Here is a 25604-nt window from a genome sequence, read left to right as displayed (position 1 = left end):
GATGCGCATACTGGTCACGGGCGGAGCGGGCTTCATTGGATCGGCATTGGTGCGCTATCTCGTCAGCGAGATCGGCGCCGAGGTGCTGAATGTCGACACGCTGACCTATGCCGGCAATCTGGCGTCGCTGAAATCCGTCGAATCCGCACCGAACTACCAGTTCCTGCGTGCCGACATCTGCGACCGCGCCAGGATGCAGGAAGCATTCGCGTCCTTCCGCCCTGATATGGTCATGCATCTCGCGGCAGAGAGCCATGTCGACCGTTCGATCTCGGGCGCGGCCGATTTCATTCAGACCAACATCGTCGGCACATTCAGCCTGCTGGATGCCGCACGGCACTATTGGGATGGTCTTGATGCTCGCCGCAAGAGCGCCTTCCGCTTTCTGCATGTCTCGACGGACGAAGTCTACGGCTCACTCGGCGACGAGGGCCTGTTCGAGGAGACGACGCCTTACGATCCGTCCTCGCCATACTCGGCCTCCAAGGCCGCGAGCGACCATCTGGCGATCGCCTGGCACCGCACCTACGGCCTGCCCGTCGTCGTCTCCAATTGCTCCAACAACTACGGGCCGTTCCATTTCCCGGAAAAGCTCATTCCGCTGATGATCCTGAACGCGCTAGAGGGCAAGCCTCTTCCGGTTTACGGCAATGGAGCAAATGTCCGCGACTGGCTCTATGTCGAAGACCACGCCCGCGCGCTCTTCACGATCGCATCCAGAGGCCGCCCCGGCGAAAAATACAATGTGGGCGGTCGCAATGAGCGCAAGAACATCGATGTCGTTCAGCGCATCTGCGCTATTCTCGACGGCGTCTACAGCGACAAGGCACCGCATGCACGTCTGATCACCAACGTCACGGACCGCCCTGGACACGACGCACGCTATGCGATCGATGCCTCGAAACTCGAAAGCGAACTCGGCTGGAAGGCGCAAGAGACCTTCGAAACCGGCATCGAGAAGACCGTGCACTGGTACTTGGAAAACGAATGGTGGTGGAGGCCGCTACGCGAAACCGTCTACTCCGGCGAACGCCTCGGCGTTTTCAAGGAACGTTAAGCGATGCACATTGTCGTTACCGGCAAACAGGGCCAGGTCGTTCAGTCGCTGCTCAGACGTGGCGCCGAAACAGGCGTCGAAATCAGCGCGGTCGGGCGCCCGGAAATGGACCTCGCGGATCCTGCAAGCATTGCAGCCGCCTTCTCGGCCCTGCGCCCGGATGTGATCGTCTCGGCCGCCGCCTATACGGCGGTCGACAAGGCCGAGAGCGAAGCCGAGCTTGCTTTTTCTGTCAACGCGACAGGCGCCGGGGCGGTGGCCGGGGCTGCCGCGCGGATCGGGGTTCCGGTCATCCACATTTCGACCGACTACGTCTTCGGCGGCGACAAGGCCTCCGCCTATTCCGAAGAAGATGTGACGGCGCCGATCTCCGTCTACGGGCGTTCGAAGCTTGCAGGCGAGACGGCCGTCGCGGCGGCGAACCCGAACCACGTCATCCTGCGCACCGCCTGGGTCTATTCGTCCTTTGGCACCAATTTCCTGAAAACGATGCTGCGGCTTTCCGAGACGCGCGATCATCTTCGCGTTGTCGCCGATCAGACCGGATGCCCGACCTCGGCACTCGATATCGCCGACGCGATTCTTGCGATCGCAGCCCGTGTCGTCGCGGACCCTGCGCCATCGCTCCGCGGCACTTTTCACCTGACCGGCAGCGGCGAAGCAAGCTGGGCGGATTTCGCCGAAGAGATATTTGCGGAGCTCTCTAAATCCGGCGGCAGAAAGGTCGCCGTCGAGCGCATCCCGACGGCGGACTATCCGACACCGGCAAAGCGTCCCGCCAATTCGCGTCTCAACGGCGACAAGCTCGCCAGAACATATGGAATCCGGCTCCCGGAGTGGAGGCAGTCCATGATGATTATCATGCAAGACCTTTTGAACAAAGGTCTTTAAGGAGAGGGCATGAAGGGAATTATTCTCGCCGGCGGCACAGGCACGCGTCTGCATCCGATCACTCAGGCCGTCTCGAAACAGCTGATGCCGGTCTACGACAAGCCGATGATCTACTATCCGTTGACGACGCTCATGCTCGCCGGCATCAGGGAGTTGCTGATCATCACCACGCCTTACGACGTCGAAGCCTTCAAGTGCCTGCTCGGCGACGGTTCGCAATGGGGAATTTCGCTGACCTATGCCGTGCAGCCGAGCCCGGACGGCCTTGCACAAGCCTTCATCATCGGCGCCGACTTCGTGCACGGCGACAGTTCGGCACTCGTTCTCGGCGACAATATCTTTTACGGCCACGGACTGGCGGAAATCATGAAATCCGGCACGAGTCGGCGGGAAGGCGCGACGGTGTTCGCCTATCACGTCACCGATCCGGAACGCTACGGCGTTGTCGGCTTCGACGAAAAGATGAATGCGCTGTCGATCGAGGAGAAACCGAAGGAGCCCAAATCGAACTGGGCAGTGACCGGCCTTTATTTTTACGACCAGCAGGTGGTCGATATCGCCGCCAATCTGAAGCCGTCACCGCGCGGCGAATTGGAAATCACCGATATCAACCGCACTTATCTAGAGCGCGGCCAGCTTTTCGTGGAGCTGATGGGCCGAGGCTATGCCTGGCTCGACACCGGCACGCCGGACAGCCTGCACGATGCCGCAGGTTTCGTCAGCACGCTGGAGAAGCGCCAGGGCTTCAAGATCGCCTGCCCCGAAGAAGTCGCCTGGCGCATGGGTTACATCTCGCAGCACGACCTCGCCAAGCTCGCGGAGAAGCTCGGCAAGAGTGCCTACGGCCAGTATTTAACGAAGCTGTCCCCGGATTGGTGAGCTATCTGGCCGGCGCCACGTCGCAGACCTTATGCTTCTCGCCCAGCATGCCGGCGAAATGCAGATTCGCCCCCTGGAAACCGGTAGAGGTTTCGATTCAGGCGCTCGGGAATTCGGCCAGCCGGGCAGCGTAACGCGCCATGGTGTCGACTTCGAAATTGACGAAATCGCCGGCCTTGCGCTCGCCCCAGGTGGTGACCTCGAGCGTGTGGCGGATGAGCAGCACGTCGAAATCCGTGCCGTCGACCGAATTGACCGTCAGCGAGGTGCCGTCGAGAGCGATCGAACCCTTGGGGGCGACAAATTTTGCCAGATGCTCGGGCGCCCGCAGGCGGTAACGGGTGGCGTCGCCCTCCGATGTCACCGAGAGGATTTCCGCCTTGCCGTCGACATGGCCGGAAACGATATGCCCGCCGAGTTCATCGCCTATTTTCAGCGACCGTTCGAGATTGATGCGGCTGCCTTCCTGCCAGGTGCCGATCGTCGTCAGCCGCAGCGCCTCTTCCCAGGCCTCGACCTCGAACCAGCGGCCGTTGCTGCCTTCGCCAGGAAGTGCGGTGACGGTGAGGCAGATACCGGAATGCGAGATCGAGGCCCCCATGTCGATCGTCGTCGGATCGTAGGCGGTGGCGACCCGCAGTCGGATGCCTTCCTTCAGCGGGGAAACGGATTCGACCGTGCCGACATCAGTGACTATTCCGGTAAACATCAAAGCCCTCTTTCGTATTCGTCCCGGCGATCTTCGCCGAACATCTGCGTGCCGGTATGGGCAAAACCCGATGGTATGTCGGTTGCGTCAAGCGGCGATTCAATACCGCCTTGGCCGATAACGACAGGCGCCTGGTAAAGCTGGATGCGGTCGACAAGGCCAGCCTCGAGGAAAAGCCGGGCGGTCTTGGAACCGCCCTCGACCAGAAGCGAGGAAATACCGCGTGTTGCCAGGGCCGGCAGCAGGATTTCCGGATGATAGGGATTGCAATAGACGATCTCGACACCGGCGGCTTCGAGCGCCGTGCGGCGGGAGTCTATGTCGGTGGATGGGGTACCCCCCTCTGCCCTGCCGGGCATCTCCCCCACAAGGGGGGAGATTGGCTGAGGGTTAGCTCCCTGCCTTAGATGTTTTCTTGCCGGTGATGAGCGGTCATCCTGGGAAGACGGAGCATGCTCGTTGCCGATCTCCCCCCTTGTGGGGGAGATGTCCGGCAGGACAGAGGGGGGTAGTCCCTCCGCATCCGCGGCTAATGGCGAAACTTCCTCGCTCGCGACAAGGATTACAGGCACGTCCCGCGCCGTCCGAACCAGCTTGCTCGTCAGCGGCAATGCCAGCGAGGGATCGAGCACGATACGGATTGGCGACTGGGCCTCGAGGCCTGGTGTTCGCACCGTCAGCAACGGATCGTCTGAAATTGCGGTGCCGATGCCGACGAGGATCGCGTCGGTTTCGGCGCGCAGCACTTGCACCTCCGCGCGAGCCTCCGGGCCTGTTATCGCCACCTGCCCCTCCCCCTCGCGGCCGATCATGCCATCGGCGGAAACGGCAAGTTTGAGAGTCACATAAGGCCGGTTCTTCATCTGGCGGGTGAGATAGCCGGCGAGCGAACGCCGGCCCTCCGCCTCCAGCACGCCGGCATCCACCTCTATGCCGGCGTCGCGCAACATGGAAATGCCGCGGCCCGAGACGCGCGGATCGGGATCGGTGACTGAGATAACGACACGGGCAACGCCATAGGCAATCAGCGCCTCGGCGCAGGGTGGGGTCTTGCCGTGATGCGAGCAGGGTTCGAGCGTCACATAGGCAGTGGCGCCGCGGGCAGCCGCGCCCGCTTCGGCGAGTGCCTGCGGCTCGGCATGCGGACGGCCGCCGACGGCGGTGACCGCCTGGCCGACGACGACGCCGTCCCTGACGATCAGGCAGCCGACGGAGGGGTTGGTGGCGGTGCGGCCGAGATGACGGCGCGACAGGCGGATCGCCGCCGCCATGAAACTCTCGTCATGCGGCGTGACGCTCATGGCTCACCTGTCCAGCGGGTCGCGGGCGATCTTGGCGTTGATTTCGGAAATGACCTTTTCGAAATCCTCGGCAAGCGAGAAGTCCCGATAGACGGAGGCGTAGCGCACGAAGCCGACATCGTCGAGGCTCTTCATCGCTTCGAGTACCTGCAGGCCAATCTGCTCGGAGGAAATCTCGGTCTCGCCGGAGCTTTCAAGCCGGCGGACGATGCCCGACACGGCGCGCTCGATGCGATCCCGCTCAACCGGGCGTTTGCGCAGCGCCACTTCGAAGGAGCGCACCAGCTTGTCGCGGTCGAACGGCACCTTGCGGCCGGTCTTCTTGATGACCATCAGCTCGCGCAGCTGCACGCGCTCGAAGGTGGTGAAGCGGCCGCCGCAATCCGGACAGATACGCCGCCGGCGGATGGACGTGTTGTCCTCCGCCGGGCGCGAATCTTTGACCTGTGTATCTTCCGAACCGCAATAGGGGCAGCGCATTGCTACTCCTTATCCCATGTAGTCATACATTGGGAAGCGGTCTGTGAGGTTGACCACCTTGCCGCGCACCGCGGCTTCGACGGCAGCATTGCCTTCATCGGAATTGGCGACCTTCAGGCCGTCGAGAACCTCGACGATGAGATTGCCGATTTCGCGGAATTCGGCTTCCTTGAAGCCGCGGGTCGTGCCGGCCGGTGCACCCAGGCGCACGCCCGAGGTGACGAAGGGCTTTTCCGGGTCGAAGGGAATGCCGTTTTTGTTGCAGGTGACGTAGGCGCGGCCGAGAGCGGCCTCGGCGCGCTTGCCGGTGGCGTTCTTTTTGCGCAGGTCGACCAGCATCAGATGGTTGTCGGTGCCGCCGGAGACGACGTCGAGACCGCCAGCGATCAGCGTTTCGGCCAGCGCCTTGGCATTCTTGACGACCTGGGCAGCGTAATCCTTGAACTCAGGCTGCAGCGCCTCGCCGAAAGCGACCGCCTTGGCGGCGATGATGTGCATCAGCGGACCACCCTGGAGACCCGGGAAAACGGCCGAATTGAACTTCTTCGCCAGATCCTCTTCATTGGTGAGGATGACGCCGCCGCGCGGGCCACGCAGCGACTTGTGGGTCGTCGTCGTCGCGACATGGCAATGCGGGAACGGCGAGGGATGCTGGCCGCCAGCAACGAGACCGGCGATGTGGGCCATGTCGACCATCAGATAGGCGCCGACGCTGTCAGCAATCTCGCGAAAGCGCTTCCAGTCCCAGATACGGGAATAGGCGGTGCCACCGGCAATGATGAGCTTCGGCTTGGTCTCTTCGGCCTTGCGGGCAACTTCATCCATGTCGAGCAGGTTGTCGCCTTCACGCACGCCGTAGGAGACGACGTTGAACCACTTGCCGGACATGTTGACCGGCGAACCATGGGTGAGGTGGCCGCCCGAATTCAGGTCGAGACCCATGAAGGTATCGCCCGGCTGCAGCAGCGCCAGGAACACGGCCTGGTTCATTTGCGAGCCGGAATTCGGCTGGACGTTGGCGAAATTGACGCCGAACAGCTTCTTGGCGCGCTCGATCGCCAACTCCTCGGCGATATCGACGAACTGGCAGCCGCCGTAATAACGCTTGCCGGGATAACCCTCGGCATATTTGTTGGTCATGATGGAGCCCTGGGCTTCCAGCACGGCGCGGGAGACGATGTTCTCGGAAGCGATCAGTTCGATCTCGTGCCGTTGGCGACCGAGTTCCTTTCCGATCGCGCCGAAAATTTCCGGATCGACGTCCGCAAGCGAGCGATTGAAGAAGGATTCGGTGGAAGCATTGGTCATGGGCGGGCTCCTCAACTGGAATGCGCTGAGGTATTAGCCTTCCGTTGTGGCAAGGGCAATACGAAGAACGACATTTGCTGAGCAAAGCGCGCGCTCCGATCATTTTGCGACAGCGCGGCGCCGAGGAATGATGGCTACGAGCGCGCGCGCCCTCCCCCGCATAAAAAAACCGCGCCGGGAAGGCGCGGTTTGAGGTTGCGATTGCAAAGGTCGCCGCTTATTGAACCGGCTGTTCCATGCCAGCCGTGGTATCCAGCGCCAGCTCGGCATTGCCATCCATCTGATAGATGTCGTCGCGGAACTGGACGATGCCGTCGGGCATGCCCCAGGCGGAGATGTAGACGAAATAGACCGGAACTTCGATGGCGAGTTTGACCGGCGTGTTGACGCCGGTTGCGATCACCTGCTCCATCTGCTGGCGGTTCCAGCCGGGGGTCTCGCGCAAGAGCCAGTTCGACAAGTCGCGCACGTTCTGGACGCGGACACATCCAGACGATTCGAAGCGCATGAGCTTGTTGAACAGGCCCTGCTGCGGCGTGTCGTGCATGTACTCGCCGTTCTTGTTGTAGAAGTTGATCTTGGTCGAGGCCATGGCGTTGGTCTTGCCGGGGTCCTGACGGAACATAAGGTTCGGCGCCTCACCGTTCCAGTCGATGGTCTCGGGGGCGACTTCGTTGCCCTTGCCGTCGATCAGGCGGATGGCGTTCTTTTCGAGATAGGTCGGATCCTTGCGCATCAGCGGCATGATGTCCTTCTCGACGATCGAGCGCGGCGAGGTCCAGTAGGGGTTGAGGATGACCTCGTAGATCTTCGAGTTGACGAGATGGGTCGGGCGGCTGAGACGGCCGACAACCGCGGTGTGGCGCGTCGCGACGCTGCCGTCTTCAACGGCTTCCACATAGGCGGCGGGGATGTTGACCATCACGTGGCGGCGGCCGAGGTCCTCGGGGAAGGTCTGCAGGCGGACGATATTGGTGTTCAACTGCTGCAGGCGGACATCGGCGGGGATGTTCATCGCCTTCAGCGTGAATTCGCCGAGCACACCATCGGACGGCAGGCCGTGGCGGGCCTGGAAGCGCTTGACGGCACCGTCGACATAGGAATCGAAGGCGCTCGACATGCCGGCTTCGCGCGGCAGGTCGCCGGTAATCGCAAGGCGCTGGCGTAGCGCCTGGACTGCGGGGTGGCTGACGCCGAGCTGCAGGCGCTGGTCACCGGGATTGACTTCGGGCCAGCCGCCGGCGGCCGCGATCTGCTGATACTGCATGATCGCCTGCTGGGCGCTGGCGACCGATTGGGGGCCAAGAATCGGCGTATTGGAAACGACAGCGCTTGCCGTGCGCGAAGCCGCCTTGGCGTCGAACTGGTCGTCCCAGTTGCCGCGGCGCGGTGCATTGATCAGCGTATCGATCGCCGATTGCGCAAAGGCCGGCGCGGCAATCGCGCTGGCGCCAACTGTTGCCGCGGACGCAAGGAAAGCGCGGCGCGAGAGAGCTTCATTTCCGTTTTTCTTCGACATAGTCCCAACCACTGAATGCGGCGAAAAGAGAAGCCGCGGCTCTTTGCGATATCACAGCGCTCTAACGCAGATCTCTGTGCATTTGTTGTCCCGGCACATCAAAACTTTCCGCTTGCCCCATCACAAGATTGCGATGCGACAGGCTGACCAATTGATCGGTCTGTTGAAAGCGCCGGTTGTTAAGCCTTCCGCTGCCACACCAATATGGCCAATTCGTGTTATCGGGCCGGAAGACGGATGACCCGGCTACCGGAAACACGACACAACGAACCATATGACGGGCTAAACCGTGCCGGTTAATAACGGCTAAAAAACGGCTTGGATACGGGCGATAATGCTTGCCCGCCTTGCGTTGCAAAGATGCCACGGAGAGCAAACGGCAAATCGGACGTGCAGGGACACGTCCGATTTTCTGCAACCCTGAAAGGAGGTCGAGGGTCTTAGAGGCGATACATGATCGAGTCGTTCCAGAAGCGGTCCAGGCGCTGGAGCAGCTTGTTCATCTGGGTGAACTCGTCGGTGCCGATGCCGCCGACCTTGTCGATCGAGGTGATGTGGCGTTCGTAGAGCTTGGCTACCGTTTCGGCGATGTCCTGGCCGGTTTCGGTCAGGCTGATGCGGACCGAGCGGCGGTCGATGCGCGAGCGCTGGTGGTTGATGAAGCCGAGGTCGACCAGCTTCTTGACGTTGTAGGAAACGTTGGAGCCGAGATAGTAGCCACGCGAGCGCAGCTCGCCGGCGGTCAGCTCGGAATTGCCGATGTTGAAAAGGAGCAGCGCCTGGATGGCGTTGACGTCGCTGCGACCCTGACGGTCGAACTCGTCCTTGATGACGTCGAGAAGACGACGGTGAAGACGTTCAACAAGATGAAGGGATTCCATGTAAAGATCACGGATGCCCTGATCCTGCTGGTCACGGAAGTTCGATACCGCCTGCGGCTTAATTTTCGTGTTCATATTGACTGCCTCACTGTTTGATTGGCGGTGTGTTTTCTTCCCGCCTTGAGTGAGACCCTATCGAATACATATAAAATTCGACTTAAACCGCAGGCTTAACGGAGCCTTACTGGAAACCCCACGTTGTCTCAGGGTAAATCAACACTTACCTGGCGGCGGTGCCGGCGCTTTTCCAGCCAGAGCAGCAGGCGGAAAATCCAGTAGACGGCTGCGACCATCACATGCAGCAGGATGATCAGTTTGTTGGGCCCGAAAATATTGGGCAGCAATCCATACATCAGGATTTGCCCGCCGGCGGCCAGCACCCAGATGACCGGCCCCCAGGAGACAGTGAGCCAAAGACCGAGGGAAGCGACAGGAAAAAGCACGGCGAGACTGGTGCTCGCCACCTTCCACGGCAGGCTCAAAAGATCGAAGCGGCCGGCGCCGACCAGCGAATAGCCGACGAGCATCGCCCAATATTGCAGGCCGAACCAGAAACAGGATATGGCGACCAGTCTCAGGAACAGAATGAAGAGGATATCCGCCAGCGTGCGTTTCGGTATCGTCGGGGAATCGGTTTCCATAGCGCAGACATCGGTTCGGGGTTGCATCTTCTTGAAGAGCGCCGTGCGTCTGACGACGCGCTAACGACGCTCTATCACATCGCGTTGGCGCGTAACGCCGAAAATCAATTTCGGGTTAGACGCTTGAGGTTTTTCCGCCGCGGCCGATCGTCCGGTTTGGATTTTTCGAGGGGCATGATAATGAGCGCTCCGATAAATGGAATGGGCCAGGGCAGATATCATGCAGGATAGGACGCATCTCGTCGACGACATCACCGGCCATCGCCGGATGCGGCGCAACCGCAAGGCGGATTGGACACGCCGGCTGGTGCAGGAGAACCGGCTGACGGTCGACGACCTGATCTGGCCGATCTTCATCGTGCCCGGCTCCGGCATCGTCGATCCGATCCAGGCTATGCCCGGCGTCAACCGCATGAGCATCGACAAGGCGGTCGAGGCGGCACGGGAAGCCGCCGGCCTCGGAATTCCCGCACTCGCAACCTTTCCGAACATCGAGATGGAACTGCGCGACGAGACCGGCTCGAACAGCCTCGAAGCCAACAATCTGATCAATCAGGCAACAGTGGCGATCAAGAAGGCTGTGCCCAATATCGGCGTCATCACCGACGTCGCGCTCGATCCCTTCACCAGCCACGGACACGACGGCATCTTGAGAGACGGCGAGATCGTCAACGACGAGACGGTCGACCAGGTTGCCCGCGCCGCCGTGATGCAGGCCGATGCCGGCGCCGATATCATCGCGCCGTCGGAGATGATGGACGGGCGCATCGGCGCAATCCGCATGGCGCTCGATGCGGCAGGTCACCAGAGCGTCGGCATCATGAGCTATGCGACGAAATTCGCCTCCGCCTTCTACGGCCCCTATCGCGAGGCGATCTCGACCGGCGGGCTGCTGAAAGGCGACAAGAAGACCTATTATATCGACCCGGCCAACGGTACCGAGGCGATCCGCGATGCCGCTCTCGACGTCGAGGAAGGCGCGGACATGCTGATGGTCAAGCCCGGCCTGCCCTATCTCGACATCTGCTGGCGGATGAAGGAAGCTTTCGGCCTGCCGACCTTCGCCTACCAGGTTTCCGGCGAATATAGCCAGATCAAGGCGGCGGCGATGAACGGCTGGATCGACGGCGAGCGGGCGATGCTCGAAACGCTGCTGTCGTTCAAGCGGGCGGGATGCGACGGCATCCTCACCTATTTCGCGGTCGAGGTGGCGAAAATTCTCGGCAAACGCTGATTCCGACAGAATATTGTATTTTGTTCTGCCGATACCATATCTGCGGCATCGCTTTTCCGTAGGAGATTGAGATGAGCTACAACCCCAATCCGCTTTATGCCGCACCGGAGGACTGGCGCGCCTATAGCGGCGTGTTGAGCCGCCGTGTCTTCGCCTTCATCCTCGACTATCTGATCGTCCTGCTGCTCTGCATCCCCGCGGGGATCGTGCTGTTTTTTCTGTCGATCGTCACGCTCGGGCTCGGTTTCCTGCTCTACCCTGCCCTCTTCGTCATCGTTGCCGGCATCTATTTCGGCCTGACTGTCGGCGGGCGGAGCCAGGCCTCACTCGGCATGCGCGCGATGGGGATCGCCATCGTGCGCGTCGATGGGCGGCCGATGGATTTCCTGACGGCGATCGTGCATCTGGCGCTATTCTGGATCCTCAACTCGGTGCTGACGCCGCTCATCCTGCTTGCCGGCCTGTTTACCGAGCGCAGCCGTCTCATCCACGACCTGCTTGTCGGCACAGCGACGGTCCGCACCGCCTGAGCGTTGGATAGAGACCACGGCTAAACCATTAAGCGGAGACGAAATAAAGTCTCCGCTTTCTCTTTGCCCGGGAGCGCCGCCGCTCCATATCTAAAATTAGAAGACCGAAATGAAGGGCGAGAACCGCCCCGCTGTTGACGTTTTTTATTCTTAGGTCATGCTGTCAAGAAACGGCACGATCTCGACAAGGAAATTTCCGCGACAGATGAATACGCAGACAACGCCATCCCCGCAGTTTTATCTGACGGCCCCGGCTACGTGTCCGTATCTGCCGCATGAGATGGAGCGTAAGGTGTTCACCCATCTGGTCGGCCCGCGCGCCGCCGAGATGAACGACATCCTGACCCAGGGCGGTTTCCGCCGCTCCCAGAACATCGCCTACCGGCCGGCCTGCGAATCCTGTCGCGCCTGCGTTTCCGTCAGAATTCTCGCCCAGGAGTTCGAGCCGACGAAATCGATGAAACGGGTGCTTGCCGCCAATTCCGACGTCATCGCCACCGAATTCACGGCCCAGCCTTCCAGCGAGCAATATTCGCTTTTCCGCCGCTATCTCGATTATCGCCACCAGCACGGCGGCATGTCCGACATGACCGTGCTCGACTATGCGATCATGGTGGAAGACACGCATGTGAACACGCGAATCGTCGAGTACCGCCGGCGTGAAGAAGGCTCCGGACTGGAGCAGCGGCCGAAGGGCGAACTGCTTGGTGCCGCGCTGACCGACACGATGAGCGACGGGCTGTCGATGGTCTATTCCTACTTCAATCCCGATCTCGAGCGGCGGTCACTCGGCACCTTCATGATTCTCGACCATGTCAGGCGCACGAAAGCGCTGGGCCTGCCGCATGTCTATCTCGGCTACTGGGTGCAAGGGTCGCGAAAAATGGACTATAAGACCCGCTTCCAGCCGCAGGAACATCTGACCCCGCGCGGCTGGGAACGTTTCGATCCCTCATCCAAGCCCGAAAGCCCCCACGATTAGAGCCTTTCCTGGTCAGATTGAAGCATTCTGTTGGCTCAAACGGAGTCGGACGGTCGACCGGCCGGCGCGCGTCGTAGCAAAGCTCTACGGCCAAGCCGGCCGGTCGATCAGCCGGCCCGTTTCAGCCAACCCGAAGGGCCGGGCATCTTTCCGCCAGGATCAAAGGCGATCGGCTCGGACGTACCTCGGGGTATGCCCGTCGCCAATCGCCTTTGCCCTGACGAAAACCTGCTCCGGCAGAATACTTCAATCTGTCCAGGAAAGGCTCTAAATGCCTCCCACCGCTCTTTCCGATCATCGGAAGGGTCTGCTGCTGACGGCGATCGGCGGGCTGGCGCTTTCCATGGATATCCCGCTCGTCCGTCTTGGCGATGGCGACATCTGGTCGGTCCTGGGAGTGCGAAGCGCTGCAACGGTTCTCGCCACCTTCGTCATCCTTGGAGCGATGCGCCTTACCTCGGGCAAATGGCCGATCCTCATTCCCGGGCGAGCCGGCGTGTTCGCCGGCCTGCTCTACGGCATCTCGTCCCTCACCTTCGTGCTGGCCGTCTTCAATACGACCACGGCCAATGTCGTCTTCATCGTCGCCTTCAATCCGATGTTTGGGGCGCTTCTTTGCTGGATTTTCCTCAAGGAGAAGCCACCCGCAGCAACGCTGATCGCCATGCTATCCATGGTCGTGGGCGTTGGACTGATCGTGCGCGAAGGGCTTGCGAGCGGCCATGTTTTTGGCGACGCCATGGCGCTTCTCAGCGCGCTAATTCTTGCCGCAGCCATCACGGTCGGACGTGCCTCGCGCCGGGAAATGGGCTTCGTGCCGCTGCTGGCCGCCCTCCTGCCGGCCGCGCTCGGCCTCGCGCAAGCCCTGCCCTCAGGGCTTGCCATCGCCCATCCAGGCTGGATCCTTTTCAATGGTGCCATCGTGATGCCGGTCGCCTTCTGGTGCCTTGCGACCGGGCCGCGTTATCTTTCCGCGCCTGAAGTCGGCATGTTCTATCTGCTGGAAACGGTGCTCGCGCCCATCTGGGTCTGGCTGATCTTTGCCGAAACGCCTGCGACGATGACACTCGTCGGCGGCGGCATCCTGGTGGCGAGGGCATTCCCTTTGGATGACGCGGGGGAAGAGCATCAAGCGACTCTTCTGAGGCGATGTTGTCGCCTGCAACGACCGGCGCCAATCTCAACACCTTCGTGCTTGTCGTAGCAGCCGGCGAGATCGACGAAGGAGGTGCTGCCCGCTTCCTCCGCGATTTCAGCGCACCTCTCAACCGGTAGCTTTCATCTGCTGCTGTTCCAGCTCCTTGCCAAGCCCTTCGACCACATGCGCCCAGCCTCGCCGGGTCTTTTCCTCGTGTTCGGCCCATTCGGCACACATTTCGTGGGTCAGCGTCAGGCGGCTGCCGCCGCCGAGCGGCTCGATGTCGATTTCGACGCGGTCGCAATTGTGATCATGGTCCTCGACGGAAAAACTGAAGACCATGCGTTGCGGGCGCTTCAGTTCCAGGAAGACCCCCTGGTGAAAGGCGTCGCCGGTGGGACGGCGGTCGACGATGAAGAAACGGCCGCCGACATGCGGATCGATATCGGCGCGGATGACGTGACCGTCATCGGTGGCAAACAGGAAGCGGCGGGCGATTTCAGGATTGAGCCAGGCGTCGTACACGACAGCAGGCGGCACCCTGTAGGTGTGGCTGACATGCAATTTGATGGTGCTGGCGGGCATCGATTTTTCCTCCGGTAAACGGCTCGCACCTTCTCCAAGCGCACGGGCCACAGCCGTTCCGTCCGCCCACGGATCGGCCTTCTCTTCTTTTGGGTAACAGCAAAGAGATAGAGAAGTTCCGGCGCCCGCCAAGAGACGAGCGCGGAATTTTTATGCATGGCGTATCCCCGAATTATATGTCCGGGCGAAATGCATTAACCGGCGAATTTGCCGCTGCGCGGAAAGCCCTTCGGCACAGTGCGACCGGCGGTCGCGCGGTCGGACAGCCACTCAGCAAGCTCGTCCTTGTTCTTCGTGAAGGTGCGGCCGGCGCTGTCTTCCCAGACGAGGCCGTCTGATATCGCGAAGCAGCGGACGTCCGAGATGCCGCCATCCTTGTAACGCTGCAGACGCACGCCCTTGCCGCGCGACATTTCCGGCACCTGCGCCAGCGGGAAGACCAGCAATTTGCGGTTTTCGCCGACGACGGCGACATGATCGCCACCCACCGGCACCAGCAGCTGGGTTTCCTCGGGCAGAGCGACGTTCATGATCTGCTTGCCCTTGCGGGTATTGGCGACCAGCTCCGCCTCCGCAACGACGAAGCCATTGCCGGCTGTGGAGACGATCAGCTGCTTGCGCGAGGGGTCGTGGACGAAAGCGGTCAGCACCGCCTGGTCGTTATCCATGTCGACGATGATGCGCAGCGGCTCGCCATGGCCGCGACCGCCCGGCAGCTTGTCGCCGCCGAGGGTGAAGGCCTTGCCACCTGTGGTGACGATCAGGATCTTGTCCGTCGTCTGCGCCGGGAAGGCTATCTTCAGGCCGTCACCTTCCTTGAAGGTCAGCGTCGCCGTGTCGGCGATGTGGCCCTTCAGCGCGCGGATCCAGCCCTTTTCCGATATGACGACGGTGATCGGTTCCTTTTCGATCATCGCCTGCTGGATTGCTTCCTCGTCGGCTTCGGGTGCGTCGGCAAACTGGGTGCGGCGGCGGCCGACCTCGGTCGCCTTGGCGAACTTCTTCTTCACTTCGCCGATTTCCCAGGCGACCGTCTGCCACTGCTTGTCATCGGAGGCGAGCAACGCCTCGATCTCGCTCTTTTCCTTGGTGAGTTCGTCGAATTCCTTGCGGATCTCGAACTCTTCGAGCTTGCGCAGGGCGCGCAGCCGCATGTTGAGGATAGCCTCGACCTGAATGTCTGTCAGATCCCAGCGCGCCATCATGACCGGCTTTGGCTCATCTTCCTCGCGGATGATCCGGATCACTTCATCTATATTGAGGTAGGCGATCAGCAGACCGCCGAGGATTTCGAGACGCCTGTCGATCGCGGCCAGGCGGAAACGCGAGCGGCGCTGCAGCACCTCGCGGCGGTGATCCAGCCACTCCTTCAGCACTTCGTTCAGCGCCATGACCCGCGGGATGCGGCCCATGGACAGCACGTTCATGTTGAGCGGAAAGCGGCTTTCGAGCTCCGTCAGCTTGAACATCGATTCCATCAGGATGGTCGGATCGACGCTGCGGGTCTTCGGCACCAGGACGACACGGATGTCCTCGGCCGATTCGTCGCGAATGTCTTCCAGGAGCGGCAGCTTGCGGGCGATCAGCAGCTCGGCGATCTTTTCGATCAGCCGCGACTTCTGCACCTGGAAGGGAATTTCGGTGATGACGATCTGGTAGCCGCCGCGGCCGAGATCTTCCGTCTGCCATTTCGCCCGGACGCGGAAACCGCCGCGGCCGGTGCGGTAGCTCTCGATGATGCTGTCGCGGCTGTCGATAATGATGCCGCCTGTCGGGAAGTCCGGCCCGGGAATGAATTCGACGAGCTTTTCGACGGTGGCATCCGGATGTTTGATCAGGTGCAGCGCGGCGTCGCAAAGCTCGTGGGCATTGTGCGACGGGATCGAGGTCGCCATGCCGACGGCGATCCCGGAGGAGCCGTTGGCGAGCAGGTTGGGGAAGGCGCCGGGAAGGACGGTCGGTTCGGAATTCGATTCGTCGTAGGTATCGCGGAAATCGACGGCATCCTGATCGATGCCCTCGAGCAGCAGTTCGGAGACCGCCGTCATCTTCGATTCGGTGTAACGCATGGCGGCGGGGCTGTCGCCGTCGATATTGCCGAAATTGCCCTGGCCGTTGACCAGCGTGTAGCGCTGCGAGAAATCCTGAGCGAGACGGGCAAGCGCGTCGTAGATCGACTGGTCGCCGTGCGGATGGTAGTTACCCATCACTTCGCCGACGATCTTGGCGCATTTCCTGAAGGCCGACGTCGGCCGCAGCCCCATCTCGTTCATCGCATAGACTATGCGGCGGTGCACAGGCTTCAGCCCGTCGCGCACATCGGGCAAAGCACGGTGCATGATGGTCGACAGCGCATAGGCGAGATAGCGCTGCTCGAGCGCCGCCTTGAGGTCGACCGGTTGGATGTTGTCGTCGTCTCCGCCGGAGGGCGGCAAAATCTCTTGTCCCATAGCTTCTGACTAGCCCAGAAGAGGCTGGCGGGCAAGGAATCCAGGCCATTGCAGCTGTGGATGAAGTCTTGGCACCGACATCAAAGGATGAGACAAACGTTCGGCCGCAATTCGGACTTCGTTTGCCGTTCCTTTCAACGGAAATTTAGAAGTCCGTAAATATAAAGCGGGCCCAATCCGTAGTAGCGTAACTGCAGATTTCAGAACCGCCACACGCCACCAGAGGAATCACCCATGAACTTTTACCGGACAACGCGGCTGATGCTGTCGGGCGCCGCCTTTTTCTCGCTCGCCGGCTCAGCTTTCGCTCTCGATGGCACCGATCTCTTGAACAAGATCAATGCCGCTTATGCCGCACAGGGCGGGACGATTGCCGCGGAAAGCGTCGACATCGACGGCACGACCGTGACGTTGAAGAATGTCACCGTCAAGCCGACCGCCGGCGAGAGCCTGCCGATCGGCCAAATCACCCTTTCCGGCGTCGAGGAAGACGAGGACGGCGGCTATTACATCGAAGAAGCGGCCTTCCCCGACATCAACAAGACCCAAGACGGCGTGACCGTGACGGCGCAGGAGCTGACGCTCGGCGGCATTTCCGTGCCGGCAACGCCGGGCGGCGATACGCTCGACACCATGATGCTCTATGAAAGCGCCCATATTGGGCCGCTGAAAGTGGTCAAGGACGGCGCGGAAGTGTTCTCGCTGCTCGAAAGCAACATGAACCTGACGCTGCGCGAAGACGAATCCGGCTTCGATTTCGACGGCGCCTTCAAAAGTATGAAGGCCGACCTCACCAAGACCGAGGATGCGCAGAGCAAGGATGCGATCGAGAAGCTCGCCCTGCAGCACATCCAGGGCGACATCACCATGAAGGGCGCCTGGGAGCTCGCCCCCGGCACGATCGACATTTCGGAATTCGCCTTCGACTTCACCAACGTCGGCAAGCTGAACCTCGGCTTCAAGATTTCGGGCTACACGATGGCCTTCATGAAATCGATGCAGGATGCGATGAAGCAATCCGAAGCCAATCCGAACAAGGAACAGTCGCAGCAGGCGCTCGGCCTTGCCATGCTCGGCCTGATGCAGCAGCTTTCCTTCGAGGCCGCGCAGGTGCGTTTCGAAGATGCGTCGATCACCAAGCGTGCGCTCGATTATGCCGGCTCGCAGCAGAACATGTCCGGCAAGCAGATGGCGGATTCGCTGAAGGCGATGACGCCGATCATGCTGGCGCAGCTCAATATCCCGGAACTGCAGAACGCTGTTTCGGCAGCGGTCAATACCTTCCTCGACGACCCGAAGAGCCTGACCGTCAAGGCCGCTCCCGAAAAGCCGGTACCGTTCCCGACGATCGTCGGTGCTGCCATGGGCGCTCCGAACACGCTGCCGCAGGTGCTCGGCGTCAAGGTTTCGGCCAACGACTGATCGTTTCGACATTAAAATAAAGGCCCGGCAGTTCCACTGCCGGGCCTTTCATCTTTCTGAGCGCGACTCTCTCCAGCCTCATCCCGAGGTGCCCGAAGGGGCCTCGAAGGACGGGGCTGGCCGCGCAGCCCCTATGTCAGTCCTTCTTGACTGGCGGGATCGGGCGGATCGAAAGTTCGCGCAGCTGCGTCGGGGTTGCCGGGCTCGGCGCGCCCATCAGCAGATCCTGGGCCTGCTGGTTCATCGGGAACAACGAGATCTCACGCAGGTTCTTCGCGCCGACCAGCAGCATGACGATACGGTCGATACCGAAGGCAGCGCCGCCATGCGGCGGGGCTCCGTACTGGAAGGCGCGGTAGAGGCCGCCGAAACGGTCTTCGACATCCTGCTGGCTGAGACCGACCTTCTCGAAGGCGGCGACCATGGTTTCAGGCGACTGGTTGCGGATCGAACCCGAGGCGATTTCGAAGCCGTTGCAAACAGCGTCGTACTGGTAGGCTTTGATGCCAAGCGGATCCTGGTTCAGCAGCGCGTCGAGGCCGCCCTGCGGCATCGAGAACGGGTTGTGGGCGAAGTCGATTTTCTTGTCTTCCTCGTTGTACTCGAAGAAGGGGAAGTCGACGATCCAGCACAGTTCGAAACGGTCGCGGTCGATCAGGTTCAATTCGTCGGCGGCGCGGTTACGGGCTTCGCCTGCGAACTTGTAGAACTTGGACGGCTCGCCGGCGACGAAGAAGCAGGCGTCGCCAACCTCGAGGCCGAGCTGCGTGCGGATTGCGTCGGTGCGCTCCTCGCCGATGTTTTTGGCAAGCGGGCCGGAGCCGGCGATTTTGCCCTCTTCTTCCTTCCAGAAGATGTAGCCGAGACCGGGCTGGCCCTGGCTCTGCGCCCAGGCGTTCATACGGTCGCAGAAGGCGCGCGAACCGCCGGTCTTTGCCGGGATCGCCCAGATCTCAACCTTCGGGTTGGAGGCGATCATGCCGGCGAAGACCTTGAAGCCGGAGCCGGCAAAATGCTCGGTCACCGCTTCCATGACGATCGGGTTACGAAGATCAGGCTTGTCGGATCCATACTTGCGGATCGCTTCATCGTAAGGGATGCGCGGCCATTCCTTGGTCACCGGCTTGCCTTCGGCGAATTCCTCGAAGATCGAGGTCATCATCGGGCCCATCGTGTCCCAGACGTCTTCCTGGGTCACGAAGCTCATTTCAAGGTCGAGCTGGTAGAATTCGCCCGGCAGACGGTCGGCGCGTGGGTCTTCATCGCGGAAGCACGGCGCGATCTGAAAGTAGCGGTCGAAGCCTGCGACCATCAGCAGCTGCTTATACTGCTGCGGCGCCTGCGGCAGGGCGTAAAAGGTGCCGGGATGGATGCGCGAGGGCACGAGGAAGTCGCGCGCGCCTTCCGGCGAGGAGGCCGTCAGGATTGGCGTGGAATATTCGGTGAAGCCGACATCGCCCATTTCGCGGCGCATCGACGAGATGACCTGGGTGCGCTTGACGATGTTCCTATGCAGCGTTTCGCGGCGAAGATCGAGGAAGCGGTACTTGAGGCGGACGTCTTCGGGGTAGTCCGGCTCGCCGAAGACCGGCAGCGGCAGTTCCTTGGCGGCGGAGAGCACTTCGATCTCCTGGGCGTAGAGCTCGATCTCGCCGGTTGCCATGGTCTTGTTGACAGTGTCTTCGGTGCGGGCCTTGACGAGGCCGTCGATGCGGATGACCCATTCGCCGCGCACGGTCTCCGCCGTCTTGAAGGCGGGGCTGTCGGGATCGGCGACGACCTGGGTGATGCCGTAATGGTCGCGAAGGTCGATGAAGAGAACGCCGCCATGGTCGCGGACGCGATGGACCCAGCCGGAGATACGGACGGTCGAGCCGACATCCGTCTTGCGGAGGGCGGCGCATGTGTGGCTGCGATAGCGATGCATGATCTCAAATCCTGGATGTGGCTTAAGACGGCAGCAAGGGTTCAAAGACCCTCAAGCGCCGACAAGAAAATCGGGCGGAAAAGCGCATGGACGCTCCGATTTGTCAAGGCTTGGCGCGCCCTGCCCCCGCGATTGGCACGCGTTTGTGGCGAGGCCACGGCGCGTATGCTGCGGCAGTTTGGCCGCGTTTCCGGTATTGATGAAGATGCCTGTCAACTTTAAAAGGATCGGCATTCTCATCCCGGAGCCTCCGCATGCCTCTGCTCACCCGCCGCAACCTTCTCAAGGCATCCGCCGTCGCGGGCGCCTATGGTGTCGGCATGGGCATTGGCGGCAAATTCGGGCTTGCCGAGGCGGCACCCGAGCCGCAACTGCTGACAGCTGTGAAGACAGAGGCGATGCTGACCGAGGCGGCACCGACCCGGGAGATCATGAGCTGGGGCCATGACGGCATGCCGCCGATTCTCAGGATGACGAAGGGGCGACCCTATGCAGCGCGGCTGAAAAACGGGCTCGACGAGCCGACGACGATCCACTGGCATGGGCTTCGCATCGACAACCGCATGGACGGCGTGCCCTTCATGACGCAGCCCTACATCTATACCGGCGACAGCTTCGACTATGCCTTCACGCCGCCCGATGCCGGCACCTTCTGGTATCATCCGCATTGCAACACGCTGACGCAGATGGGGCATGGCATGACCGGCGTCATCGTCGTCGAAGATCCGGCCGATCCGGAGTTCGATGCAGAGGTGGTGCTGAACCTGCGCGACTGGCGGCTCGGCGGCGACGGACAGTTCATCGCCCCTTTCCGGCCGCGTGACGCCGCCAAGTCCGGCACCTACGGCACCGTGCGCACAGCCAACTGGCACCAGGAGCCGCGATATGACGCGCCCGCCGGCGGGCTGGTGCGGCTGCGCATTGCGGTGACCGACGTGACGCGGATCTTCTCGCTGAAGATGGAAGATGCCGATGCGAGCGTGATTGCAATCGACGGCAATCCGGTACCGAAGCGCTTCCCCCTTGATCTTCTGCAGATCGGACCGGGTCAGCGGCTCGATCTCGCCGTGCGTATGCCGGACAGCGAGGGCGCCGTCGCAACGCTCGAAGATATCCGCGGCACGACGCCGAAGACGATCGCCAGCCTGCGCGCCACCGGGTCATCGCTGAAGCGCGAGATCGGCGATCTCGGGCCGCTTGTCGAAAATCCGGTGGCAAGGGCCGACCTTTCCGCCGCCGAAGAGATCCCGCTGGTGCTGAGCGCCACGGCGGAGAATACCGCCGCCGAAAGCATCTGCGGCACGCTCGGCTACAGTTTCTGGGCGATCAACAAGGTGCCGTGGCCGGGCGATACGCCCGATCCGACGGCGCCGCTGGCGGAGCTGACGCTCGGCAAGAGCTATGTCTTCAATCTGGAGAACACCACGCCGCACGCGCATCCGATCCATCTGCACGGGATGAGCTTCACGGTGATCTCCTCCTCGACCAGAGAGGTGATGCCGCTGGTGTCCGATACCTATCTCATCCAGCCGGACGAGAAAGTGCAGCTCGCCTTCGTCGCCGACAATCCCGGCGACTGGCTGCTGCATTGCCATATCATCGAGCACCAGAAGACCGGAATGACCAGCTATGTCCGAGTCGGCTGAGGCGCTCAGCTGCCACAGTTTGGACGTGATTCTTAGCCAGCAATGCTCGAAGCGTATGCTGTTGTATTGACATATCGAAGCGAAAGGAGAAGGAAGGTTCAACCGACCTTTTCCTTGCGAATGAAATGATATGATCGAAACCACCGCCGATTTGGCGGCCGCCTGCAAAGAGCTGGCCAAGTCCGACTTCATCACCATCGATACCGAATTCCTGCGCGAGACGACCTTCTGGCCGGAGCTTTGCCTGATCCAGATGGCAAGCCCGACGACCGAAGTTCTCGTCGATCCGCTGGCCAAGGGCATCGACCTCGCCCCCTTCTTCGAGCTGATGGCCGATCCGAAGGTGCTGAAGGTCTTTCACGCGGCGCGCCAGGACATCGAAATCATCTTCAACCGCGGCAATCTCATTCCGCATCCGATCTTCGACACGCAGGTCGCCGCCATGGTTTGCGGTTTCGGCGACAGTGTCTCTTATGATCAACTGGTCAGCCGCATCAAGAACGTCCATATCGACAAGTCGTCGCGCTTCACCGACTGGAGCCGCCGGCCGCTCTCCGACAAACAGCTGGAATATGCGCTGGCCGACGTCACCCATCTGCGCGACGTCTACCTGTCGCTGAAGGCGGAACTCGATCGCGAAGGCCGCACCTCCTGGCTCTCCGAGGAGATGGACATTCTCGAGGCACGCGAAACCTACGACATGCATCCCGACGATGCCTGGCAGCGGCTGAAGATGCGGCTGCGCAAGCCGCAGGAGCTCGCGATCCTGAAATATGTCGCCGCCTGGCGCGAACGCGAGGCGCGGGCGCGCAACGTGCCGCGTTCGCGGGTGCTGAAGGATGATGCGATCTACGAGATCGCCCAACAGCAGCCCAAGGATACCGAAGCGCTTGGCCGGTTGCGCACCATTCCGAAAGGCTGGGAGCGCTCGACCTCCGGCGCATCAGTCATCGAGGCCGTCAACGCCGCGCTCGCTCTTCCGAAAGCCGATATGCCACATGTGCCGCGCCAGGCGCAGGCGCCCGAAGGGGCCGCTGCCGCCGTCGAATTGCTGAAGGTGCTGTTGAAGCTGATTTCGGAAAAACACGGCGTGGCGCCGAAGGTGATCGCCAACAGCGAGGATCTCGACAGGATCGCCGCCGAGGGAGAGAAGGCCGAAGTCGCCGCCCTTAACGGCTGGCGGCGCGATCTTTTCGGCGAGCCGGCGCTGCAGCTGATCCAGGGTCAGATCGCTCTGCGCTTCGTCGGCCGGAAGGTCGAAACGGTCAGCCTCTGAGTCGGATTTAAAATCGCTTGACGCTTTTTTCCCAGCTGAAACAATGGCTGGAAGAAACATCATCGGCGAAGGGCCGCATGCGGGAAATATCTCCGACGCAGAACTGGATCTTGATCACGCTCGTTCTGGCCGCCAGCGGCGTCGTCTATGATCTGATGTTCTACTCCAATCAGACGCCCGTTATCGGCGCCATCTTCGCGCTGTTCATCGGCATGCCGATCATCGCCTTCGAGCGCAAGGTACTGTTTCGCGGGCTGTACAGGCGTATTCAGAAGCTGCCGACCTTCGCCTTCATCATCAGTGAACTGGTGATCTACGAGATCCTGATGAGCATCGGCTTTGCCTGCGGCGGCCTGCTGCTCTGGTCGATCGGCATGGTGAAGCCGTCGTCGCTCGTCGATCTCATCATCATGCCGTATGAGGTCTTCCTCTATGCGCTTGCCGTCTGCTCGGCGATGATCTTCATCCTGCGCGTGCGGGAATTGCTCGGCCGCGAGGTATTTCTGAGTATGCTCATCAGCCGGTATCGTAATCCGGTCAAGGAAGAGCGTGTCTTCCTGTTCATCGATCTCGTCGATTCGACGGCTTTTGCCGAAAAACACGGCGACCTCCGCGCGCAGCAACTGCTGAACTCGCTGTTTGCGACCTTCGCCGAGCCGGTCCGGCGCCACAAGGGCATGATCAACGACTATGTCGGCGATGCGGCGATCATCACCTGGCCGCTTGCCCGCGGCGTCAAGAATGCCCGCTGCGTGCGCTGCATCTTCGATATCCTCGCCGATATCGAAGCCAATGCCGCCGGCTGGCGGAAAAGCTACGGCCAGGTGCCGAAGCTGCGGGCCGCCCTTCACGGCGGCGAGATCATCACCGCCGAAATCGGCGTCGACCACCACAAGATCAGCTATTTCGGGGACACGGTGAATACCACCGCCCGGCTGGAGGCGCTCTGCCGCAGCCTGAACCGGCCGGTGCTGATCTCCGCCGAACTTGCCCGGCGGATGCAGTTTCCCGATGACATATCGTGCGAGGATCTCGGCAGCCATGCCGTCAGGGGGCGCGGCCAGGCGCTCGGCGTCATGGCGCTTTCCTCGCGCGCCGTCACCGTGCTGAACACACCCGCGGTCATTCTGCACGGCTGAGCAAACGTTCTGCCGCGCGTCACCAAAGCTTCACCCAACCGTCAATTCGCTGACATTAAACCCCTGCTAAGCGGAAGGCATTCGCTTCCGTTCCAGGGGGATATTATGAAGAACGTCCTTTTTGCTTCCGTATCGCTTTTCATCCTGATCGCCGGTCCCGCTTCAGCAGACCAACAGCAGTTCCCGGCCAAGCTCGCCGGCCAGGCGATCCTGCCTGCCAACACCATGGTTCCGGCCCCGGCCGACGCTCCTGAATTCCTCAAGCATTCTGGCAAGTTCACGACGCCGAACCGCAAGCGCACCGAAGCGCTCGGCACCGTTCCCGGCAAGGACGGCGCCCGCGTCACCGACCTGAAGCTTCCCTTCGACGGTCAGCCGGTCCAGGGCTTTTCCGGCATCAAAACGATGGCCGACGGCACCTTCTGGACGCTGACGGACAACGGTTTCGGCTCGAAAGCCAACTCTTCGGACGCCATGCTTCTCCTGCACCAGATGAAATTCGACTGGGCCAGCGACAGGGCTGAAATCGTCAAGAACCTCTTCCTTTCCGATCCGAACAAGATCGCTCCGTTCCCGATCGTGCTCGAAGGCACCGACACGCGTTATCTCACCGGCGCCGACTTCGACATCGAATCGATCCAGCCGGTTGCCGACGGCTTCTGGCTCGGCGACGAATTCGGCCCCTACATCCTGAAAATCGACAGCGAAGGCCACCTGACGGACGTCATCGCGACGACGCTCGACGGCAAGCCGGTGCTTTCACCCGACAATCCGCTGATCCAGCTTCCCGGCAACCCGGCCGCGAAGATGCCGGTCTTCAACCTGAAGCGCTCCGGCGGCTTCGAAGGCCTCGCCATGTCGAAGGACGGCGCCAAGCTCTACGGCCTGCTCGAAGGCGCCCTTTACAAGGATGACGGGCAGATGGAGAACGTCGACGGCCACACCGCCGTCCGCGTGATCGAATTCGACGTCGCCGCCAAGAAGTGGACCGGCCGCAGCTGGCTCTATCCGTTCGAAGACAAGGGCGTCTCGATCGGCGACTTCAACACGCTCGACGACACGACCGCTCTCGTCATCGAGCGCGACAGTGGCGCCGGCACCAAGGACAAGGTCTGCGCCGACCCGAAGCAGCCGAAACCGGATTGCTTCGAGGCGCCTGCCGATCTGAAGCGCGTCTACAAGATCGAGTTCAACGACGCCAATGCCGGCAAGGCCGTCCGCAAGATCGGCTATATCGACCTCTTGAACATCCAGGACCCCGACAACAAGAAGAAGGCCGGCAGCAAGGACGGGGTCTACGACATGCCCTTCGTGACGATCGAAAACGTCGACCGCGTCGATGCCACCCACATCATCATCGGCAACGACAACAACCTGCCCTTCTCGGCCGGCCGTGCGGTCGACAAGGCCGATAATAACGAGTTCAGCCTGCTCGAGGTTGGTGAGTTTTTGAACGCGAAGTAATTCGGGGTTGATGTGAGATTGAGAGGGCGGTGCGAGAGCGCCGCCCTTTTTATTTGGGTCGAGCACATCCAAGTTTCTCCCTCACCAAGTCAGTTTATTCGAGTGCGATCATTATTTCATTTTGCTGCCGCAAGGCGTCTCTGAC

General features: G+C 61.3%; 22 protein-coding genes and 1 pseudogene. 13 read left to right on the top strand and 10 right to left on the bottom strand.

Features of this window, described 5'->3' with window-relative positions:
* Position 1 precedes the first annotated feature (1 nt).
* The 3 genes from rfbB to rfbA are packed head-to-tail and all read left to right on the top strand — an operon-like array spanning position 2 to position 2827.
* Positions 2-1057, top strand: a complete 1056-nt coding sequence (gene rfbB / locus ATY29_RS06485; protein WP_025415836.1) for a dTDP-glucose 4,6-dehydratase — start codon at positions 2-4, stop codon at positions 1055-1057.
* Between the two features lie 3 nt (positions 1058-1060).
* Entirely contained in the window at positions 1061-1948 is an 888-nt protein-coding gene (rfbD, locus tag ATY29_RS06480) for a dTDP-4-dehydrorhamnose reductase (RefSeq protein ID WP_097535574.1), read from the top strand.
* A 9-nt stretch (positions 1949-1957) separates the two neighbouring features.
* A complete protein-coding gene (gene rfbA, locus ATY29_RS06475) occupies positions 1958-2827 on the top strand; it encodes a glucose-1-phosphate thymidylyltransferase RfbA (protein WP_003574061.1) in 870 nt (289 codons plus the stop codon).
* A 97-nt stretch (positions 2828-2924) separates the two neighbouring features.
* On the opposite strand, the gene ATY29_RS06470 is transcribed toward rfbA, so the two are convergent.
* From ATY29_RS06470 to ATY29_RS06440, 7 genes are all read right to left on the bottom strand, one after another.
* Complete coding sequence (locus ATY29_RS06470; RefSeq protein WP_003574063.1) at positions 2925-3536, bottom strand: riboflavin synthase; 612 nt, start codon at positions 3534-3536, stop codon at positions 2925-2927.
* A complete protein-coding gene (gene ribD, locus ATY29_RS06465; protein ID WP_003574066.1) occupies positions 3536-4837 on the bottom strand; it encodes a bifunctional diaminohydroxyphosphoribosylaminopyrimidine deaminase/5-amino-6-(5-phosphoribosylamino)uracil reductase RibD in 1302 nt (433 codons plus the stop codon). Before ribD ends, ATY29_RS06470 begins: the two co-directional genes overlap by 1 nt.
* A gap of 3 nt (positions 4838-4840) precedes the next feature.
* Positions 4841-5317, bottom strand: coding sequence for a transcriptional regulator NrdR (gene nrdR / locus ATY29_RS06460; protein ID WP_003547190.1), 477 nt, complete (start codon positions 5315-5317; stop codon positions 4841-4843).
* Positions 5318-5326: 9 nt separating this feature from the next.
* The gene (glyA, locus tag ATY29_RS06455; RefSeq protein ID WP_025415833.1) at positions 5327-6625 is read right to left on the bottom strand and encodes a serine hydroxymethyltransferase; all 1299 of its coding nucleotides are present in this window, start codon (positions 6623-6625) and stop codon (positions 5327-5329) included.
* Positions 6626-6842: 217 nt separating this feature from the next.
* On the bottom strand, positions 6843-8144 hold the full coding sequence (locus tag ATY29_RS06450; protein WP_003574070.1) for a L,D-transpeptidase family protein: 1302 nt from the start codon (positions 8142-8144) through the stop codon (positions 6843-6845).
* Positions 8145-8584: 440 nt separating this feature from the next.
* Complete coding sequence (gene ldtR / locus ATY29_RS06445) at positions 8585-9100, bottom strand: transcriptional regulator LdtR (RefSeq protein WP_003574072.1); 516 nt, start codon at positions 9098-9100, stop codon at positions 8585-8587.
* Between the two features lie 128 nt (positions 9101-9228).
* Positions 9229-9666, bottom strand: coding sequence for a DUF6163 family protein (locus ATY29_RS06440; RefSeq protein ID WP_003574074.1), 438 nt, complete (start codon positions 9664-9666; stop codon positions 9229-9231).
* Positions 9667-9886: 220 nt separating this feature from the next.
* On the opposite strand from ATY29_RS06440, the gene hemB reads away from it, so the two are divergent.
* The 5 genes and pseudogenes from hemB to ATY29_RS37505 all read left to right on the top strand — a co-directional run bounded on the left by hemB (position 9887) and on the right by ATY29_RS37505 (position 13687).
* The gene (hemB, locus tag ATY29_RS06435; protein ID WP_003574076.1) at positions 9887-10900 is read left to right on the top strand and encodes a porphobilinogen synthase; all 1014 of its coding nucleotides are present in this window, start codon (positions 9887-9889) and stop codon (positions 10898-10900) included.
* 71 nt (positions 10901-10971) lie between these two features.
* Positions 10972-11430: an RDD family protein gene (locus tag ATY29_RS06430; protein ID WP_003574079.1), complete on the top strand. Its 459-nt coding sequence runs from the start codon at positions 10972-10974 to the stop codon at positions 11428-11430.
* 205 nt (positions 11431-11635) lie between these two features.
* Complete coding sequence (locus tag ATY29_RS06425) at positions 11636-12412, top strand: arginyltransferase (protein ID WP_097535640.1); 777 nt, start codon at positions 11636-11638, stop codon at positions 12410-12412.
* Positions 12413-12683: 271 nt separating this feature from the next.
* Positions 12684-13557 (top strand): annotated as a pseudogene (locus ATY29_RS06415) (DMT family transporter).
* A gap of 7 nt (positions 13558-13564) precedes the next feature.
* A complete protein-coding gene (locus ATY29_RS37505; RefSeq protein WP_425299289.1) occupies positions 13565-13687 on the top strand; it encodes a hypothetical protein in 123 nt (40 codons plus the stop codon).
* Here ATY29_RS37505 and ATY29_RS06405 read toward each other — a convergent pair.
* Entirely contained in the window at positions 13677-14135 is a 459-nt protein-coding gene (locus ATY29_RS06405) for an SRPBCC family protein (RefSeq protein ID WP_025415830.1), read from the bottom strand. The two genes, ATY29_RS37505 and ATY29_RS06405, sit on opposite strands and share 11 nt — an antisense overlap.
* Positions 14136-14329: 194 nt before the next feature.
* On the bottom strand, positions 14330-16585 hold the full coding sequence (gene parC / locus ATY29_RS06400; protein WP_097535572.1) for a DNA topoisomerase IV subunit A: 2256 nt from the start codon (positions 16583-16585) through the stop codon (positions 14330-14332).
* Between the two features lie 234 nt (positions 16586-16819).
* On the opposite strand from parC, the gene ATY29_RS06395 reads away from it, so the two are divergent.
* Positions 16820-18007 carry an aq_1923 C-terminal domain gene (locus ATY29_RS06395; RefSeq protein ID WP_097535570.1) on the top strand — a complete coding sequence of 396 codons (1188 nt, stop codon included), beginning with the start codon at positions 16820-16822 and terminating at the stop codon, positions 18005-18007.
* Positions 18008-18143: 136 nt separating this feature from the next.
* On the opposite strand, the gene aspS is transcribed toward ATY29_RS06395, so the two are convergent.
* A complete protein-coding gene (aspS, locus tag ATY29_RS06390) occupies positions 18144-19934 on the bottom strand; it encodes an aspartate--tRNA ligase (protein WP_097535567.1) in 1791 nt (596 codons plus the stop codon).
* Between the two features lie 254 nt (positions 19935-20188).
* Here aspS and ATY29_RS06380 point away from each other — a divergent pair, with 254 nt between their 5' ends.
* From ATY29_RS06380 to ATY29_RS06365, 4 genes are all read left to right on the top strand, one after another.
* The gene (locus ATY29_RS06380) at positions 20189-21580 is read left to right on the top strand and encodes a multicopper oxidase family protein (protein WP_097535565.1); all 1392 of its coding nucleotides are present in this window, start codon (positions 20189-20191) and stop codon (positions 21578-21580) included.
* 130 nt (positions 21581-21710) lie between these two features.
* Positions 21711-22856 carry a ribonuclease D gene (gene rnd / locus ATY29_RS06375; protein ID WP_003574096.1) on the top strand — a complete coding sequence of 382 codons (1146 nt, stop codon included), beginning with the start codon at positions 21711-21713 and terminating at the stop codon, positions 22854-22856.
* Between the two features lie 77 nt (positions 22857-22933).
* Complete coding sequence (locus tag ATY29_RS06370; RefSeq protein ID WP_003574099.1) at positions 22934-23995, top strand: adenylate/guanylate cyclase domain-containing protein; 1062 nt, start codon at positions 22934-22936, stop codon at positions 23993-23995.
* Between the two features lie 105 nt (positions 23996-24100).
* Positions 24101-25459, top strand: coding sequence for an esterase-like activity of phytase family protein (locus tag ATY29_RS06365; protein WP_097535563.1), 1359 nt, complete (start codon positions 24101-24103; stop codon positions 25457-25459).
* The last annotated feature ends 145 nt before the right edge of the window (positions 25460-25604 follow it).

This window comes from Rhizobium hidalgonense, assembly GCF_002914525.1.
GTDB classification, from domain to species: domain Bacteria; phylum Pseudomonadota; class Alphaproteobacteria; order Rhizobiales; family Rhizobiaceae; genus Rhizobium; species Rhizobium hidalgonense.
This window is presented reverse-complemented; position numbering and strand designations above follow the sequence as displayed.